At 51.6% G+C, this 14,724-nt stretch carries 26 protein-coding genes; 21 read left to right on the forward strand and 5 right to left on the reverse strand.

Annotated elements, in window-relative coordinates; translation table 11 throughout:
- Positions 1–132: 132 nt before the first annotated feature.
- On the reverse strand, positions 133–567 hold the full coding sequence (locus tag ACOXYR_RS23780; RefSeq protein ID WP_421355905.1) for a hypothetical protein: 435 nt from the start codon (positions 565–567) through the stop codon (positions 133–135).
- Between the two features lie 17 nt (positions 568–584).
- Positions 585–1,700 (reverse strand): phosphoadenosine phosphosulfate reductase domain-containing protein, encoded by a 1,116-nt coding sequence (locus tag ACOXYR_RS23785; RefSeq protein WP_000946102.1) that lies wholly within the window; start codon positions 1,698–1,700, stop codon positions 585–587.
- A 268-nt stretch (positions 1,701–1,968) separates the two neighbouring features.
- Here ACOXYR_RS23785 and ACOXYR_RS23790 point away from each other — a divergent pair, with 268 nt between their 5' ends.
- From ACOXYR_RS23790 to ACOXYR_RS23870, 17 genes are all read left to right on the forward strand, one after another.
- Positions 1,969–2,577 (forward strand): hypothetical protein, encoded by a 609-nt coding sequence (locus ACOXYR_RS23790; protein WP_000849071.1) that lies wholly within the window; start codon positions 1,969–1,971, stop codon positions 2,575–2,577.
- 4 nt (positions 2,578–2,581) lie between these two features.
- The gene (locus ACOXYR_RS23795; protein WP_000393785.1) at positions 2,582–3,103 is read left to right on the forward strand and encodes a hypothetical protein; all 522 of its coding nucleotides are present in this window, start codon (positions 2,582–2,584) and stop codon (positions 3,101–3,103) included.
- 2 nt (positions 3,104–3,105) lie between these two features.
- Positions 3,106–3,627: a hypothetical protein gene (locus ACOXYR_RS23800; RefSeq protein ID WP_000805800.1), complete on the forward strand. Its 522-nt coding sequence runs from the start codon at positions 3,106–3,108 to the stop codon at positions 3,625–3,627.
- A 96-nt stretch (positions 3,628–3,723) separates the two neighbouring features.
- The gene (locus ACOXYR_RS23805; protein ID WP_000057877.1) at positions 3,724–4,197 is read left to right on the forward strand and encodes a hypothetical protein; all 474 of its coding nucleotides are present in this window, start codon (positions 3,724–3,726) and stop codon (positions 4,195–4,197) included.
- 10 nt (positions 4,198–4,207) lie between these two features.
- Positions 4,208–4,501: a hypothetical protein gene (locus tag ACOXYR_RS23810; RefSeq protein WP_001370730.1), complete on the forward strand. Its 294-nt coding sequence runs from the start codon at positions 4,208–4,210 to the stop codon at positions 4,499–4,501.
- A 4-nt stretch (positions 4,502–4,505) separates the two neighbouring features.
- The gene (locus ACOXYR_RS23815; protein WP_000539392.1) at positions 4,506–5,360 is read left to right on the forward strand and encodes a hypothetical protein; all 855 of its coding nucleotides are present in this window, start codon (positions 4,506–4,508) and stop codon (positions 5,358–5,360) included.
- Complete coding sequence (locus tag ACOXYR_RS23820) at positions 5,360–6,319, forward strand: S49 family peptidase (RefSeq protein ID WP_000829616.1); 960 nt, start codon at positions 5,360–5,362, stop codon at positions 6,317–6,319. The genes ACOXYR_RS23815 and ACOXYR_RS23820 overlap by 1 nt, the downstream gene beginning before the upstream one ends.
- A gap of 15 nt (positions 6,320–6,334) precedes the next feature.
- Positions 6,335–7,195, forward strand: coding sequence for a DsbA family protein (locus ACOXYR_RS23825; protein WP_000139698.1), 861 nt, complete (start codon positions 6,335–6,337; stop codon positions 7,193–7,195).
- Between the two features lie 33 nt (positions 7,196–7,228).
- Entirely contained in the window at positions 7,229–7,657 is a 429-nt protein-coding gene (locus ACOXYR_RS23830) for a hypothetical protein (RefSeq protein ID WP_000591074.1), read from the forward strand.
- Positions 7,658–7,713: 56 nt separating this feature from the next.
- Positions 7,714–8,073, forward strand: a complete 360-nt coding sequence (locus ACOXYR_RS23835; protein ID WP_000422768.1) for a hypothetical protein — start codon at positions 7,714–7,716, stop codon at positions 8,071–8,073.
- Positions 8,073–8,519, forward strand: a complete 447-nt coding sequence (locus ACOXYR_RS23840; RefSeq protein WP_000919345.1) for a Fe3+-siderophore ABC transporter permease — start codon at positions 8,073–8,075, stop codon at positions 8,517–8,519. Before ACOXYR_RS23835 ends, ACOXYR_RS23840 begins: the two co-directional genes overlap by 1 nt.
- The gene (locus tag ACOXYR_RS23845) at positions 8,516–9,034 is read left to right on the forward strand and encodes a nitrite reductase (RefSeq protein ID WP_000210756.1); all 519 of its coding nucleotides are present in this window, start codon (positions 8,516–8,518) and stop codon (positions 9,032–9,034) included. The genes ACOXYR_RS23840 and ACOXYR_RS23845 overlap by 4 nt, the downstream gene beginning before the upstream one ends.
- The gene (locus tag ACOXYR_RS23850) at positions 9,034–9,264 is read left to right on the forward strand and encodes a hypothetical protein (protein ID WP_000972663.1); all 231 of its coding nucleotides are present in this window, start codon (positions 9,034–9,036) and stop codon (positions 9,262–9,264) included. Before ACOXYR_RS23845 ends, ACOXYR_RS23850 begins: the two co-directional genes overlap by 1 nt.
- Positions 9,251–10,108, forward strand: coding sequence for a hypothetical protein (locus ACOXYR_RS23855; RefSeq protein WP_001167032.1), 858 nt, complete (start codon positions 9,251–9,253; stop codon positions 10,106–10,108). Before ACOXYR_RS23850 ends, ACOXYR_RS23855 begins: the two co-directional genes overlap by 14 nt.
- Before the next feature lie 161 nt (positions 10,109–10,269).
- Positions 10,270–10,866, forward strand: coding sequence for a thermonuclease family protein (locus tag ACOXYR_RS23860; protein WP_000809130.1), 597 nt, complete (start codon positions 10,270–10,272; stop codon positions 10,864–10,866).
- A 57-nt stretch (positions 10,867–10,923) separates the two neighbouring features.
- The gene (locus tag ACOXYR_RS23865) at positions 10,924–11,196 is read left to right on the forward strand and encodes an HU family DNA-binding protein (protein WP_001043047.1); all 273 of its coding nucleotides are present in this window, start codon (positions 10,924–10,926) and stop codon (positions 11,194–11,196) included.
- Positions 11,197–11,283: 87 nt separating this feature from the next.
- Entirely contained in the window at positions 11,284–11,577 is a 294-nt protein-coding gene (locus ACOXYR_RS23870) for a chromosome segregation protein ParM (RefSeq protein ID WP_001239997.1), read from the forward strand.
- Positions 11,578–11,603: 26 nt separating this feature from the next.
- On the opposite strand, the gene ACOXYR_RS23875 is transcribed toward ACOXYR_RS23870, so the two are convergent.
- On the reverse strand, positions 11,604–11,906 hold the full coding sequence (locus ACOXYR_RS23875) for an XRE family transcriptional regulator (RefSeq protein ID WP_000124640.1): 303 nt from the start codon (positions 11,904–11,906) through the stop codon (positions 11,604–11,606).
- Positions 11,907–11,910: 4 nt separating this feature from the next.
- Entirely contained in the window at positions 11,911–12,261 is a 351-nt protein-coding gene (locus tag ACOXYR_RS23880; protein WP_000270043.1) for a type II toxin-antitoxin system RelE/ParE family toxin, read from the reverse strand.
- Positions 12,262–12,423: 162 nt separating this feature from the next.
- Between ACOXYR_RS23880 and ACOXYR_RS23885 the strand changes: the two genes are divergently transcribed.
- From ACOXYR_RS23885 to ACOXYR_RS23900, 4 genes are all read left to right on the forward strand, one after another.
- Entirely contained in the window at positions 12,424–12,972 is a 549-nt protein-coding gene (locus tag ACOXYR_RS23885) for a transcriptional regulator (RefSeq protein WP_001061574.1), read from the forward strand.
- Positions 12,973–13,312: 340 nt separating this feature from the next.
- Positions 13,313–13,507: a hypothetical protein gene (locus ACOXYR_RS23890; RefSeq protein WP_000343597.1), complete on the forward strand. Its 195-nt coding sequence runs from the start codon at positions 13,313–13,315 to the stop codon at positions 13,505–13,507.
- 10 nt (positions 13,508–13,517) lie between these two features.
- Positions 13,518–13,889: a hypothetical protein gene (locus ACOXYR_RS23895; RefSeq protein WP_000516916.1), complete on the forward strand. Its 372-nt coding sequence runs from the start codon at positions 13,518–13,520 to the stop codon at positions 13,887–13,889.
- On the forward strand, positions 13,882–14,352 hold the full coding sequence (locus ACOXYR_RS23900) for a hypothetical protein (protein WP_001281821.1): 471 nt from the start codon (positions 13,882–13,884) through the stop codon (positions 14,350–14,352). Before ACOXYR_RS23895 ends, ACOXYR_RS23900 begins: the two co-directional genes overlap by 8 nt.
- A gap of 14 nt (positions 14,353–14,366) precedes the next feature.
- On the opposite strand, the gene ACOXYR_RS23905 is transcribed toward ACOXYR_RS23900, so the two are convergent.
- Positions 14,367–14,708 (reverse strand): hypothetical protein, encoded by a 342-nt coding sequence (locus ACOXYR_RS23905; RefSeq protein ID WP_001326176.1) that lies wholly within the window; start codon positions 14,706–14,708, stop codon positions 14,367–14,369.
- Positions 14,709–14,724 lie beyond the last annotated feature (16 nt).

Below are 14,724 nucleotides of genomic sequence, written 5' to 3' on the forward strand. Positions count from 1 at the left end.
TATCAATGTGTTGAGTGGTGATTTAGAACGCCTAACCTGTCTTTAACCGTTTTTAATCCTTTATACAAAGATCTAAAGATCTTTATATTTATCCTTTTGATCACTGAACAAAAAATAATCAACACTGTTTTTTTAGAAAAAAGTCTCGTATGCAAGGCCGAACAGGACGAGTATCACCAACAAGATAAGCATCGACAGCACAAAGTAACCAGACTCGTACATCACAGCTTTGATCACAGAAACGACGCTGATCGATCTTCCAGAGATCCTCCCGATGATCCACTGAAACGCAAAGAACGAACCAAGCCCACAGATCAGAACCACCGCTACGGAGACAAGTGCATGTTCCCTCAGGACAGACTCACTCAGGAAACCATACTGCATCCCCATCAATACAAGCCTGCCAATGCCAAAACCCAGGCCCAATGCAACAGCTCCACGAACCAGCACGACCTTCAACGACTGGAGCCATGTCAGCTCAAGATCCATCCCCTTACGGGAAGACCGACGCACCAGCACCGTAGATATGCCCAACCCCAAAAACACCAAAAAAACAAAATCCAACATTGCCACCTCTGCACAAATCAATCAGAACCACAGGCCTCTCGGCCAAATGCGCCACCAGGGAGAACCCACTTCTGCCCCTCCGGCACAAAAATCGGGAGCGTGTAATCTTCTCTGGATACCTGCTCCAATGCCTCAACATCACTAATCTGTATCGGCGCAACAGCAGAACCTAAATCTATTACGTCGATTTTTTTTCTTGATACCGTCACACCAAAGGTTTGTTCATACTGAGCAATTTTCCCAGCTCGTTCAGGCCAGTAGTGACGGATCGTGGACCAGATACGCTGTGAGTTGTAGATGCAGGTCATACACGACGACCGGCTCCAGCCAAGGCGATAAGGGACTGGGGCCAGGATGCGGTGACGCTCGATTACTTCCCATACCTCCTCCTCAGTCCAATGAAGAACGGGCCTCCAGGCATCAACTAACCGTGCAGTCTTCCCATATCTTCTGTCACAGGCATGAGCCTCAAGCTGGTTGTACTTGGATCTGTTTGCACTTTCCTCCCGGCGCTCACCAGTGATGAAAAGGATCTTCTTCCCCTTGAAGCGCTCCTGGTTATTAAGAGCTCTGCGGCCAACATCGATCTTCAAGGCTGATGAGCACCACCTTGTTTGGAGTGATGGCGATTGCTGAGGGAAACGAAGGCGCGTACCAGGCTTAGAGCGCTTATGGTCTCTAGGCAGCACCAGAAGCCCCTCAGGCGTCTCTACACGATGGGGGTGGCTATAGGCATTGTCTTTGAGCATTTCGCCCTCAAAGCCGCCCTCAAGCCACGAGAAGTACATTGGGATACCCAGTTCTTCCCCGAGCTGACGACAGTAATCACGCATGAAGGCCCAATCCATCAACGAACTGCCTTCCTGACCATCAACATCATGGTGCCAGAACTCCACCTTTGACTTATCAACACCCATGTCCACCAGCCGCAAGTACGCAGCAATCGAGTCTTTGCCTCCAGACAGGCAAACAATGATGTGATCGTACAAACTCAGGTCCACATCCGGAGCGGAGAAGTACGTTGTTCTATCGTCACAACGCTGACTGGAAGATATGCCGGTAAGAACCGACTCCAGTGATGGCAACACCACCTGGTCATCGAACAAATCTCCTTGGTTTTCTCGTCTCAACATAAGTCGCTCTTTTTTCTTTACTGGGTTGTTTTTATGATTTACAGTATTATAAAATGATACTGTGAAAAGTAAAGTTTTCAGAACGACTAATCACTCAGGAGAACTTGATAAGCACCAGAAAGCAATCTAAAGGTGGTTTTTCGGTGAGGTTAGTTCAGGGGCAACCTGCCGCTGCTGATTGGAAATCATCAAGAAGTGGCTTTTTGGTGGGGTTACGGTTTGAAGGGGTGAGTATGTGGGAACGTTGCACGGTTAAAGGGGGCCGCACATGAAAACGATAAAGCGGTTCATCGTATGGGTGAATTACGGTCTTGAGGGTTGGAGCATTTTCGGATCGAGCGATGACTGGGATGAAGCGGTATCCATCCGTTCGGAAGCGATAGACGAATGCAATATTGACGAGGAAGACATCATCTTGGCAGAAAACAAAAACGAGCTGGTGGTAAAACCTGCGGCCAAGCAAATGACGGAGTGGCACCGGGAACTGGAAGCCGTCCTTATGACCTTGGATGACTGCCAGATGGAATGTGACGGTATGACATGGGCAGTAAGCCACCTACTCAATGAAGCGGGTGTACCTCATGACTGCATGTATGGCTTTGTGCGAAACGAACAGACCAAGGACATCGTGACACCGCATTTCTGGGTTGTCCTGGATGATGGGTGGCTGGTGGATCTGAGGCTACGCATGTGGCTGGGCGATCACGACAACATTCCTCACGGGGTATTCCATCCCGATAACGAGCCAGGACTTTTCTACAAGGGAGACCCGGTTCAAAACCATAAAGGGATGAGACTGGGCAAAGCCGTCCTGGACATCATGACCGACGGAAAACTTTCACATGTGAAAGTTCCTGAACGACAAGACGGAGAGTAATAGCGTGGAATTTGATTACGACAAGTCAGTATCAAACGCACATCTTGAGGCCGCAGGCTGGGGTATGGATGCCTTTAACCACTCCAACCCATTTGAGAGTCATGTCATCTATGTGCGTGACTACCGCAACGATCACATCCGCCTGTTCACCATCAAGCAGGCTGACTTCGACACGATAAAGCTGCCGCTTCACCTTACCTCCGACATGCTGGCTTCGGTGATCGCTGAGTTCGTATCGAAGGCAGCAAAAGGGAAGTTGAATACGAAGGAGTCCGACACGCTGGCTCCTGCCTTGGTTGGCTATGCCAAATCAACAGAAACCTACCGGAGCTGGCGGAGAGTTTCTGGAGCAACAGAGCGATTGCATATGGTCATCAATATCTATGCGGGTTCTGAATTGCTGAGACCTTTCATCGCTCGGGCTCCTGAGACCGTCCTGACGACCCAAGAGCTACTGGTCTTCTCATCACAGGTTAAGAGCATGGATGTATCCAATCATCCAGAGTGGTTTAGGGGCCGGAGGTAGTCATGAAGCCAGTTCTCTGGATATTCGTCCTGATCATCGCCCCTTTCGTCATTGCGAAAGTGGACCAATGGCGCAAACGCGGCATTGGAGACACCTGGGCGTGGTGGAAATCAGAGAACATGCCTTATGAGCTGCGCTCGGCCACTCTGTTTTTGTCCGAACAGGACATATCAACCACACAGCCGGTGCCCATGCACGGCAGGGTTGATCAGGTGTACCAAACCAAGAATGGGGTTCTCATTCCCTTGGACACCAAGCTGCGCCAGGTAAACCACATCTATGAGTCGGACATTATCCAGCTCTCGGTTTACCGGGTAATTCTGTCACACAAGTACAAGGCACCCGTTGCCAAGTACGGCTATGTCCGAACCGTTGTTGAGACAGCGGACGGGGATAGAGTCCGTTACATCAAGACAAACCTTCTCAGCGAAAAAGAAGTGGTCAAGCTGTGGCACCGCTATCAATCCATCCGTTCTGGTCAGGTAAAAACCTCCTGTTCCTGTGGCGGAAAGTTTCACATGTGAAAGTTCTGGATTGAATCAGGGTTGCCCGAATTGGGCAGCTAGGCGGGGTTGCATTTTTGAAAAGTCCTGTACGCTGGTTGGTATAGGAGGTGAATAGTGGCCCAGCTTAAACATAACCGCTTCGTCATGTTGGGGTCCTTGGTAGCGACGGTCGTAGCTGCCGCCAATGGCTTGAGTTTTCTCACCCTTATGGCTGGTGGAATGACCCTTCTCCAGTTCATGGCTTGGAAGCAACAAGATGCTGTCCGGAGCCGGTTTAAAGCTGCGAAGGATGCGTTTGAAGCGTTGAACGTCATTGCGTTCGACAAGCACTGGGTAGGTTCAACCGCGACGGTCGCCAAAGTGTCGAACATGATCACTCCGCCCGAACGACTGGATAAGCCCTGGGCGGTGCAAGTTCTGGCCGTGACCAAAGGTGGGACGTGGTTCGCGGTGGATCTGCAAGTGACCGGCACTGACAAGGTTCAGATGCTTAGCCTCCACCAGCTTAGTGAAAAGGCGGCAAAGACCATGCTGGCCTTCGACCTCGAAGTGTATGAGAAATTTTTCGGAAAACCTGATGTTGCATGAGGACAATGTGATGGAAAAAGTCAAAAGCGTAGATGCCGTGGAGTTCACGGCAGCAGATAAGAAGGCGATGACCCATGCGGCATACGCCCAGTGTTTCTTCATTCTGGCCCAAGTGATGGCATTCCCTTCCCTGGGGGTGGCTGGCGCTATGGTTGCTGCTCTGTGCGGCATGATGCCGTGGTTGACCAAGTTCGCCAAAGAGGCTCCATCGAAAGCCTTTGGCATGGTGATGGCTTCACTCTGCCTTGCTCCTGTGTACGGGAAACTCTGTGAGCTGGTGGTCCACGCGATTCAGGGAGCTTGAGCTTATGGGGGTAGTACGAGTTCCCTACCTCTTGGCTGAGCTGAAAGAACGCGGATGTGCTGATGAATCTGCTCTGGCGCAGGTTATGCAGCCTGGATGCCGAATTGGAGAGGAAGACCTGCGGAAGTTGGCCGCAAATTTAGGGCTTGAAGTGTCCGAGCTGGCACCAGCGCCAGAGAACGCGGCCAACACCCGGTTCAAAGCAAAGCTGAGAGGAGGTTTGGCCTCCTTTCTTTTTGAGTACGACGGCTGTTTCCGACATGCAGAAGGCTCCAGCCATGCAGAAATGTTGGGTATCGAGCAAGAAGACGACATAGGTCTTCCGAGTCGAGCTGCTGACGCCATGCTCCTGGAGAAGACGCTTTACCAGGTAATCGCTCGGGCTAAGTACATGCTCGGCAAAATCGACAGCAAGTTTGTCAGGTCAGAACAAGCAATCGAGTTCCGTGAGCAACTTGCTCCTGGGATCTTCAAACCAGGTTACAGAGGTTTCCGATTCAAGGAGGCTGCCGCTGGTGATTTGCCTACTGTCATGATTGACGGTCGGAAGTTCAACTGCGTTGCCAGCATAGCCAGAGCACATGGACTTGATCCGGTAACGGTGCGTAGGCGCATTGCGGACACCGGGAAGGCCGCAGACAAACTCTCCAATGATGAGTGGAAGCTCATCCTCGCCAAGAAAAAAGGTAAAGGGAAACCCTTCACCTATCTGGACAGGACCTACAGCAACATTGCTCAGTTCTGTCGTGAGCATCAGCTCAACACCAACCTTGTTTACCAGAAAGTCAAAGACCGGGCTGATAGCGCTGATGAAGAGTTCTGGGGACTGATAATCGAAACATGCAAAAGGAAAAACTAATGGCAGAAAACAAAGAGATCCCCTGGGAGAAAGAACTCATTGAGAAGTACATGTTCACCCTGCATAAAGAGCAGGTGAAAGACCGGCGCTGGCGGACCATGTTGCGTGTGCTTCGCGCATCTGGTTTCGTGCTTCTCATGATCGGCTTCATCATTTTGGCATCTAATCCGGGTGGGATGCCGTGGCAAAGCGCCAAGGCAGGAGCCCCTCACACCGCGTATATCAACATCCGTGGTGAAATTGCTGCTGGCACTCTGGCCGATGCTGATCACCTTATCCCGTCCATCCAAGCTGCATTCGACAACCCGAACTCACAAGCTATCGTGCTTCGCATAAACAGCCCTGGCGGTAGCCCGGTTCAAGCAGGACGGATTTATGACGAAGTGAAGGCGCAGCGAGCCCTTCATCCGGAGAAAAAGGTCTACGCCATCATTGATGACATCGGTGCCTCTGGCGGTTACTACATCGCCTCTGCTGCGGATGAAATCTATGCTGACCGCGCCAGCCTTGTCGGTTCTATCGGCGTCATCAGCTCGGGGTTTGGATTCACCGGCTTGATGGACAAGCTCGGCATCGAGCGCCGGGCTATCACTTCCGGAGAGCACAAAGCGCTTCTCGACCCATTCTCCCCTCTTACCTCTGACATGAAGAAATTCTGGGAGGGCGTTCTATCGAAAACCCACCAGCAGTTCATCGAACGAGTGAAGGCTGGGCGGGGTGATCGACTGAAAGACGACCCAGAGGTGTTTTCTGGATTGCTCTGGAACGGGGAGCAGGCCAAAGACATTGGGCTGATTGATGGCCTGGGTAGTTTGAACTCCGTGGCGCGAGACGTCATCCACCAGAGCAACTTGGTGGACTACACACCAACCGAAGACATCATCCGGCGACTGACCCAACGAGCGAAGCTCGAAGCCAGTTCCTTCGTGCAAGAACTCAGCGCTGTGAAAGTTTACTGATAGGAGCAGTTTGATATGACAGAACAAAGTACCAAATCACTACGTCTCGGGGTTGTTGCCGCCATTCTTTTGGGGCTCGTAGGAACCGGGTTCGGGATCTACCAGTTCGTGAAAGAGAAGGATCTGGCGCAAGAGATCGCCAACGTGAAGTCTACGGTCAACCAGGTGAAGGATGCCGAAGGCGTCACCTTCAAAAGCAAGGCAGAGTTTGAAGCTGCTGTGGCCGAAAGCATCAACAAGTTTGTCGCGCAGAAACAACAAGCCGACATCGATCAGAAGTATGCCCAGTTCGAGGCAGCACCTGAGAAGGTCGAAGAAGGCAAACACATCTACGGGGACCTTGGTGCTCGGTTCACGCTGGTGGAGTTCTCCGATATGGAGTGCCCATTCTGCAAGCGATTCCACGACACACCCAAACAAATTGTGGATGCCAGCAAAGGCAATGTGAATTGGCAGTGGAAGCACATGCCTCTCGATTTCCATAACCCGGCAGCTCACAAGGAAGCTCTGGCCGCTGAATGTATTGCTGAGCAGAAGGGCAACCGTGGCTTCTGGGTCTTCGTTAACGACATTTTCCACCATACCCAGGGGAATGGTGGCGGTGTTGCTGACCTGGCCTCTGTTGTCACTGGTGTTGGTGCTGATCTGGATGCGTTCCGGGAGTGCCTCGGCTCAGGAAAGTACGAAGACAAGGTTGAAGCTGACATCCAGAAAGCCAAGAGCTATGGCGTCAACGGGACACCAGCCACTTTTGTAGTGGACAACCATACCGGCAAGAGCCAGCTTCTCGGCGGCGCTCAACCGGCGCAAGCCATCATGGCCGTGATGCGAAAAATGATGATTGAGTCGCAACAAGACGACTCCGCGAACCAATAAAAACTTTCACATGTGAAAGTGGAGTGAGAACTGATGATCAAGATTACAACTAAATTGGGATGCCTTCTGGCGGGGCTGCTTGTCCTGTCGGCTTGCTCAAGCGTCCCTCAGCCAAACAACGAATACGCGAAGGCCTTGGATGATACCAAACAGGTATGCGCTGCCTGTGCCCTGGTTGGTAATGACCTGCTGGTTGCCCTCAACAAGTCATGCGACACCCCAATGACCCCCGAGACTCTTACAAGCGTCATGAACAGTAACCCGATGTTTGCCGCCATGATGGCAATTAACTCCATAGGTGGAACCGACTTCTATCAGGTTTACCGTGATGCGGCCATAGACACCCTGCGGTGCAATGAAATGGACAGTTGGCCTGATCGGACCAAGGTGCGTTTCCAGCAGCCCGACATGCAAAAGGCGCTGGCCTTGAGGGTTTCTGCCAGACAGCAGAAGGCAAATTAACTTTCACATGTGAAAGTCAGGCTCTCCGGGGCCTGATTTCACTATGAGGTGAATCTATGGAGTTACAAGAAGCAAAAGAGGCTCTCGATAGCCTTCATCCACACAAGGCCTCAGCGCCTTTGAGGCTTGTCATCCACCAGCCAGGTGGGATTGGTGGAACCCCTACAGTGGGGGTGAAAGCTATTCACGCAGGCTTTGACTGGGACAGCAACACCATCCTGATCTATCCGGAAGAGCAGCTCACCCGGTTGACGCCGGATGAGGTCGCCGCCATCACGAAGTCAGTATCGAAAGGACAGTCCTGGCATTCATATCAGCAGTTCAAGAAGTATCGGGAGCAGTTGGCCGAAGCCACGGAAGAAATTAATAGGCTCAGGGCTGAGCTGGGCAGGTATCAGAATAACGGGAGGGGGTAATGCTAAAACGCGGAATTATCAATCTCGCTGCTAGTTACATCATTGTTGATGCCCTACTCCGGAATGCAGCAATTTGGATCTTTGGCTTGTCCTTCTCCGTTGGTGGCACTTACGTCACTGGCGAGGCCAGTACATGGGTCGTTTACCTAGCCACTTCTGGTGCCATGACACTCTGTTCTGTCGTAACAGCCTACCTGCTCGTGACCTATCACCGCTGGGGGCTGATGACGGCCAGGGTCTGGTTGCTATTGAGTGCCTGCCTAAACGGCTATGCCGTCTATTTGAGTAGCCACAACATCCAGTTGGTGGTGGCACTGCTTTCCAGCCTGTTTATTGCTTTGTGGATGCTCAAGACCCTTGAGCAACCAGCAGTGAAGGGGACGTACAAGGTAATCGCTGATCTTCACCGTCAGCTATGGGGAATGTTGAAGGGGCAAACACAATGACGACGAATACTCAAAACGCGAACGCCAACCAGGTTCGGTCTTTACGCGACATGCTTGTCCCCGCCCTGTTGTTCTATGTGGTGATGACGGCCATGTTTGTGGGTCTTGACGCATTCATGGATAAACCCACCAGCATGAACCTGCCATTTATGCCGTTCCTTGTCTCGATGGTGAGTTTTACCAGTGACGCACGTCGAGCGTGGGACTGGCGAAACGGGACCAAGGTTGTAGCTGTATTGACTGCGGTAGCCATGCTGTTGGCATTCATCTATCAGCTCGCGGTCGGAGAGATGAATCTCTTAGGGGTTGGTATATACCCGGCCACAGCCATCCTTCTGTTGGCAATCTCCTGGGTGATTCGCGCTATCGGAAAGACAGCACCTTTCCAGTTCCTGGGGAGACACCTGGCGCGGTTTGGTGCATCGAAGTGGGTCCAGCGTACCGCCGCAGTCATTGTGCTCGCGGGAGGCCTTGCCATCACTATCTATGCCTACTGGCTTAACCACGGGAGCTGATGATGATCATTGCAACGAAGAACGGCTTTCTGGTGGCCGCAGAACTAATCAGGGAAGAGGCCGGGTACTGGCTACTACAGCCTCGTGACCAAAAGACGCCGGTCAGGGTGAATAAGCAGGATAACAATAAACGCGCTTTCACGCATATGGGAGACGCCCTTCGCTGGGCCGGTGATCCTGAGCTTGCAAAGCAATTCGATGCCGAGGGGGAAGAACATGCAAATTCGTGACTACATGACAAAGTTGTTTGACGCATTTGGTGATGTGGAGGAAGTCACCCGAGAAATGCTTCTGGAGCAGGCGGAGCTCATTCATACGATCAGCGATAAGTGTCAGAGCACAGGCCTGTTTCTGGATAGTCAGGTTCGTTTCAACCAGTTCGTTCAAGAGATTGAGGCTGACGACAAGGTAGAGGATCGGTTGCTTCATGCTTGGTGCTGGGTAATGGACCGAATAGTGAAGGCTCCAACATCCTTTCACATGGATGGGGCTGTGATTTTGACAATGCCTCTGGTCGCCAGATACCTGCCACCGGTTGAACAGGAGCCGGAAACCATCGTGGTGAATCTCGATGAGGACTACAAGGCTCCTGTAGGCAACCAAACGCTCTGCGAGCTCGTTATGGAACGGAGGCATTGGCCGCAAGGTGCAACCTGTGCGACCCAAGAAGCGGACGGGGGAGTCCTCTACTGGGACGCCCCGGTTGATGTGGTAGAGGAAGGCAGAAAGGTCGCCGGTAAGCACGGCATGATGGCCGAGATCGGATTGAAACATCAGGTTGATGCCTGGTATGCAGATATGGACGAAACACGGCTCGCAACCGATTGGAACACCGCCGTCATTACGCCTCACTGCTTGCTGCTTTCCTATCTGGATGTGCTTCAAAAGAACAAAGTTCCCTTTGATGAAGGTGTGCAGCTCGCTGCCGAATGGGTGAAGCAACTTGGCGGGGAATTTCGTGAAGACACTGAGGAAGCGCCGGAAGCTGAGGCTTCAGTGCTTTCCCTGGGGAGAGCCACGGCTCATTGCTTTAAACCCTATCCGGACACAAAAAATTTCTATTACGAGGCCTAAGCCTCACCCAAACAGGAGGATCAACATGCGATACCAGGTATTTAAAACGAAGGAAGGGGGCCAGCCGGTGTTTACGGCACCGTGGTACTGGTTGGCCTCTGCCATTGCTCACTGGTCATCTCTTAACTGGGATGCCTGTCGAATCGTAGACAGCAAGGTGGATGAAACAAGGCTCTGTTGGGCCAAGGCTCTACCGGCTGGGAAAAAAAAGTAATTTGGATGGAGTGATTATGAGGTTAGGTTTTGTGAAAAATACGGGGGTTTCAGCGTTCCTGGTAGCCATGCTGGTGGTGGCCCCTCAGGTATGGGCAGAAACCTTTACTGCGAAGGTTGTGGGGGTGTCTGACGGTGATACGGTCAAGGTCCTGACTGAACAAAGCTGTGACTCCGGGAAAGATTGCCGGAGCGGCAAAATCCAGTACCGGGTAAGGCTGGCGGAAATCGACACCCCAGAGAAGAAACAACCCTACGGCTCAAAGGCGAAACAGGCGTTGTCCGATCTGGTGTTTGGTCGAATGATTAAAGTCGAGCAAATCGACAAAGACCGTTATGGCCGTCTGGTCGCCAACCTTTATGTCGATGGCAAATGGGTCAATGCCGAAATGGTCCGTTCTGGGAGTGCGTGGGTGTACCGGCAGTACGCCAAAACACCGGAGCTGTTCAAGCTGGAGGCCGAAGCCAAAGCCGATAAGCGAGGTCTCTGGGCATTACCGGAATCGGAGAGAACTCCCCCTTGGGAGTGGCGAAGAAAGCACTAACCACACCCCAGAGTATGCAGGTGTAAACAGTAACCAAGAAAACAAACAGGAATAACGATGAACAAAAGTGAACTGATTATGAAAGTGGCCGAAGACGCTGACATTAGCAAAGCAAAGGCCGAAGCTGCGGTAAATGCGCTGATCAACTCAGTGACAGAGGAGCTTAAAGCGGGTGGGACAGTAGCGCTCACTGGGTTTGGTACTTTCCACGTTAAGGAACGCGCAGCGCGAACCGGGCGGAATCCCCAGACTGGAGAGAACATCCAGATCGCGGCGGCCAACATTCCTGGGTTCAAAGCTGGTAAGGGGTTGAAAGACTCCGTGAACTAGATCTTAATCATGTGACACATGAATAAGGTTTACATAAGGCTCCTTCGTGGGAGCCTTATTCATATCAGACATGAATAAGGGGAAGGGATGAGATTGTCGTCAACTCAAAAAGACGTTTTGTTCATTCTATACGCAATTGAGGCCGGTGGAAAAGCCGAGCCTGTACCAGGTGTAAAAATACTGGAGATGATCAATTCAGCTCGCCAGAGCGGTATTCATGGAACGAACTTCCGAACGTCATGCCACACGCTGGTGGAGAACGGCCTGTTGAACAAGTACCGGAATGCTTCTCTAAAGCTGGCCTTTAGGCTGACCGACGATGGCAGGGAACGTGCAGGAGAGATATACCGAAAACGGCTGGAAGAAGAGCAAGAGAAGTAATACGCCCCATAACGGGGCGTATCGAGTTAAACGGCAAAGCCGTAGTGGGTGCCGTCCGGAAGTTCAACATCGAGGCGTAGCTTGCCACCGGAGGCCTCAACGTACCGCTTAATGGACGACAGCTTGAGATCTCGTCCAGGTTTTTCCATCTCGGAGACTGTCGGCTGTCTCACACCCAGAGATGCAGCAATTTCCCCCTGGGTAAGGTTCATGCGATCACGAAGCTCTGCCAAGTGGATGTTCAGTAACATCTCAGTGGCCGCTTTCTGTGCTTTGGCAACAACCTCAGGCTTTTCTGTTGCCAGCATTTGGTCAAGAGTTCTTGCCATAACGTCACTCCTTCTTCAATTTATCCAAGTGCGCCGCAAACTCACGGTCTGCAATTGGGATCATTACTTCATAAAACCTTTTCTCGTCCCCGGTCTTGTTACCGGCGCAGAGAAGAATCCCCTTACGCTTTGGATCGAACGCAAAGAACGCTCTGATAGGATCTCCTTTGCTTTGGACCCGAAGCTCTTTCATGTTGCTGTAGGATGAACCGTTAACAGTATCCGCGTATGGCCTCGACAGCATGGGGCCTCTATCTCGCAGCACCATCATCGAAGCCAGCACGTTTGCTCTATCGGTATCATCCAGAGCATCGAACCACTCATCAAAGGTGTCGGTTGTCTCGATGACCCACATGATTTCTCCTTACTTAATATAGGTGCAATCCTATATAGATTCAAACCTATAATCAAGAAAAATCGGCGGCGATGGGGGCCGAAATGTCAGTAAGTAGTCATGTGACTAAAATAGGGGGTAGAATAAGCCTCGATATAGTCATGTGACTAAAAGGTGTCCTGAATGAACAACCTACCCCTACTGCTCGATGCAAGAGAAGCCATTGACTACTACCACCAGCATCCAGGCATGACTGATGCAGAAAAGGCCTATGTGGTCGCGTTCCTAAGCGGAGAGGGGCGTTCAAACAGTCAGATCAGAGAGGATCTGGGTATTGAGAAGGTCTATACGGTTACACACCTGAAACGCGCCGGTACGCTATCGGAGGAAGAGCTAACACTCTGGCTCAGAAATCCACGCAAGATCACCCTGGGGCATGTGAGGGCCGTGGCTAAGTTACCTTTCAGCAAGAGAGAAAAGCTCCTGAGGGATCTCCTGCATACCAGGACACCGGTTCATAAATTTGAGGCGATAGCGAAGGGCAAAGAAGTGGACAGGGATGCAGACATTAAGCGCCTGGAGACCCTGATGAGCGATGCTACGGGTAGGCCTATCAAAGTTCGCTATAACCCCGCGAAGCGCTCCGGGGAACTGACGCTGGGATTCTTCACGCTCGATGACCTGGATGACGTGTGCAAGGCTTTGGGGTTTGATCCAAGCGAGCAGATGTAAACCAGAAAACTTTCACATGTGAAAGTCTTGCAAGGTGTCTTTTTATTGTTTACAGTATCATAAAATGAATCTGTAAAGGTGCGCGATGAATGTGCTTCCAACGAAAAGCTGGCCTTGGGCGTTATAACTCAACCAGACCTGAGTGGCTGGCGGCGTACCGAAACGCAAGATGTATGAGAAGCTCAGGTAAAGAACCTGATGCTTCTCTTTCCGGGATAGCTTGGAAGGCGCAACTCATTGTTGCCCATGAAAGAGGCAGAATTGACAGCCTGGCTGTCCCTTTGGATGCCAGATTGATAGCAAAGAACCTCATCGACGAGATCCTTGCTGAGGAGAACTGATGGACGAAAAAATTACCTACGAAGAAATGCTTGAACAACTCGACCAGAAAGGCATCCGCGTCACCAACGGGGCGAGACGGCTTTATGTCGCGTTGAACAACGGAGTCAAAGCTGAGGTGCTGGGTAACTGCGGTCCCGCCACAATCAGCTTGGTTGACGGGATGATTGTTGTGGAAGAGCAGACTCTCCACTAAGGGCAGCAGCATGGGCAAAAAAGTACACATCATTTGTGGAAAGTGCGGCAGTGACGAGATGAACTTTGTCATCAATGAACACTGTCCAGACGATCCCCAGAATGTTGCCAGTATGTCCTGCTCAAATTGTTGCGAACTGACAGGCATAGCCGAGTGGTCGGAATTTAATGGACGTGAGCTGAAAGGTGAAGCCGTCGCCCTATCAACACCGGCAAACGTGAATGCTCTTCTAGGATTGCTTCGCCAGGCGATGGACAGCGTTGAGTATCGCCTCTATGGCGGGGACATGTCATTGAGCGGTAATGATGCTGCCGAACTCATAGACCTCCAGGAGCGAGCTGAGAAGGTCTTGTCTGTTCTTCGGAGTGATCAGCATGAGTGATTTATACGAACCGCTTGAGTTTGTGTTCTGCGGCTTTAGGAAAGGGGACGCTGGGCTATTTATCTCGGTAGCCACTTTGCGCGATGGTGTTTTAGGCCGTGAGATGTATTTCTCAAAGGGAAAAAGCAAAAGGCGCTGGGTTGTCGGTGGCATTTACTCAGGGGCCTCGTTTTCGGACAACGGAGCAAAAGGTCTGGATGATGCTCATTACGTTAAAGCATGGGAAGTGCAAGGCGACAAGATAGAGTGGCAAGCAAAAAGCGAGCAAGCCGAAGCCTTGGCGCGAAGCGAGAAACTTGAAGCCGACGATAGGAAGCGCAATGAACTCGAAGAGCTGATGCTACCCATCAGGAAGCAATATGGGGCATTAACAAAGCGACGTGATAGGGCAGGGGCCGCAGCTCTTGAAGAAGCTGTCCTGAGAGCGCTGAGAGCGCCCATCAGGAAGGCTGAGGAGAAATAACCGTGGAGCCAGTCTTAGCTAAAGCATTCGCCGGTTTTAAAGTCGTAGCTGTAAGTGCCCATCAGATTGGCTTTTCGGCTTTTCTTGCCATTGGTGTTTGCTGGCGCTTTAGGGGTCGCAAGTACGCCATAGAACAGGATACCAACAAGTGCCGCTTGCCACGCGAAAACAGCAACCAGAATCCAAAAAGCAGCAGCCAGAACCGGCAGTTTGTGCAGAAGGTTGAGCACCGACTTGGCCCAAATCACTGCCGGGATAGCCAGCACTGCGTAACCCCAGTTGGTGGCCTCAAGCATAGCCAGGCCAAGAATAACAACAGCCATCAGCGCGATATTCAGTACATGTTTCATGGTCATCTCTCCTTTTCAACTT

This window comes from Pseudocitrobacter faecalis, assembly GCF_965231525.1.
Taxonomy (GTDB): Bacteria; Pseudomonadota; Gammaproteobacteria; order Enterobacterales; family Enterobacteriaceae; genus Pseudocitrobacter; species Pseudocitrobacter faecalis.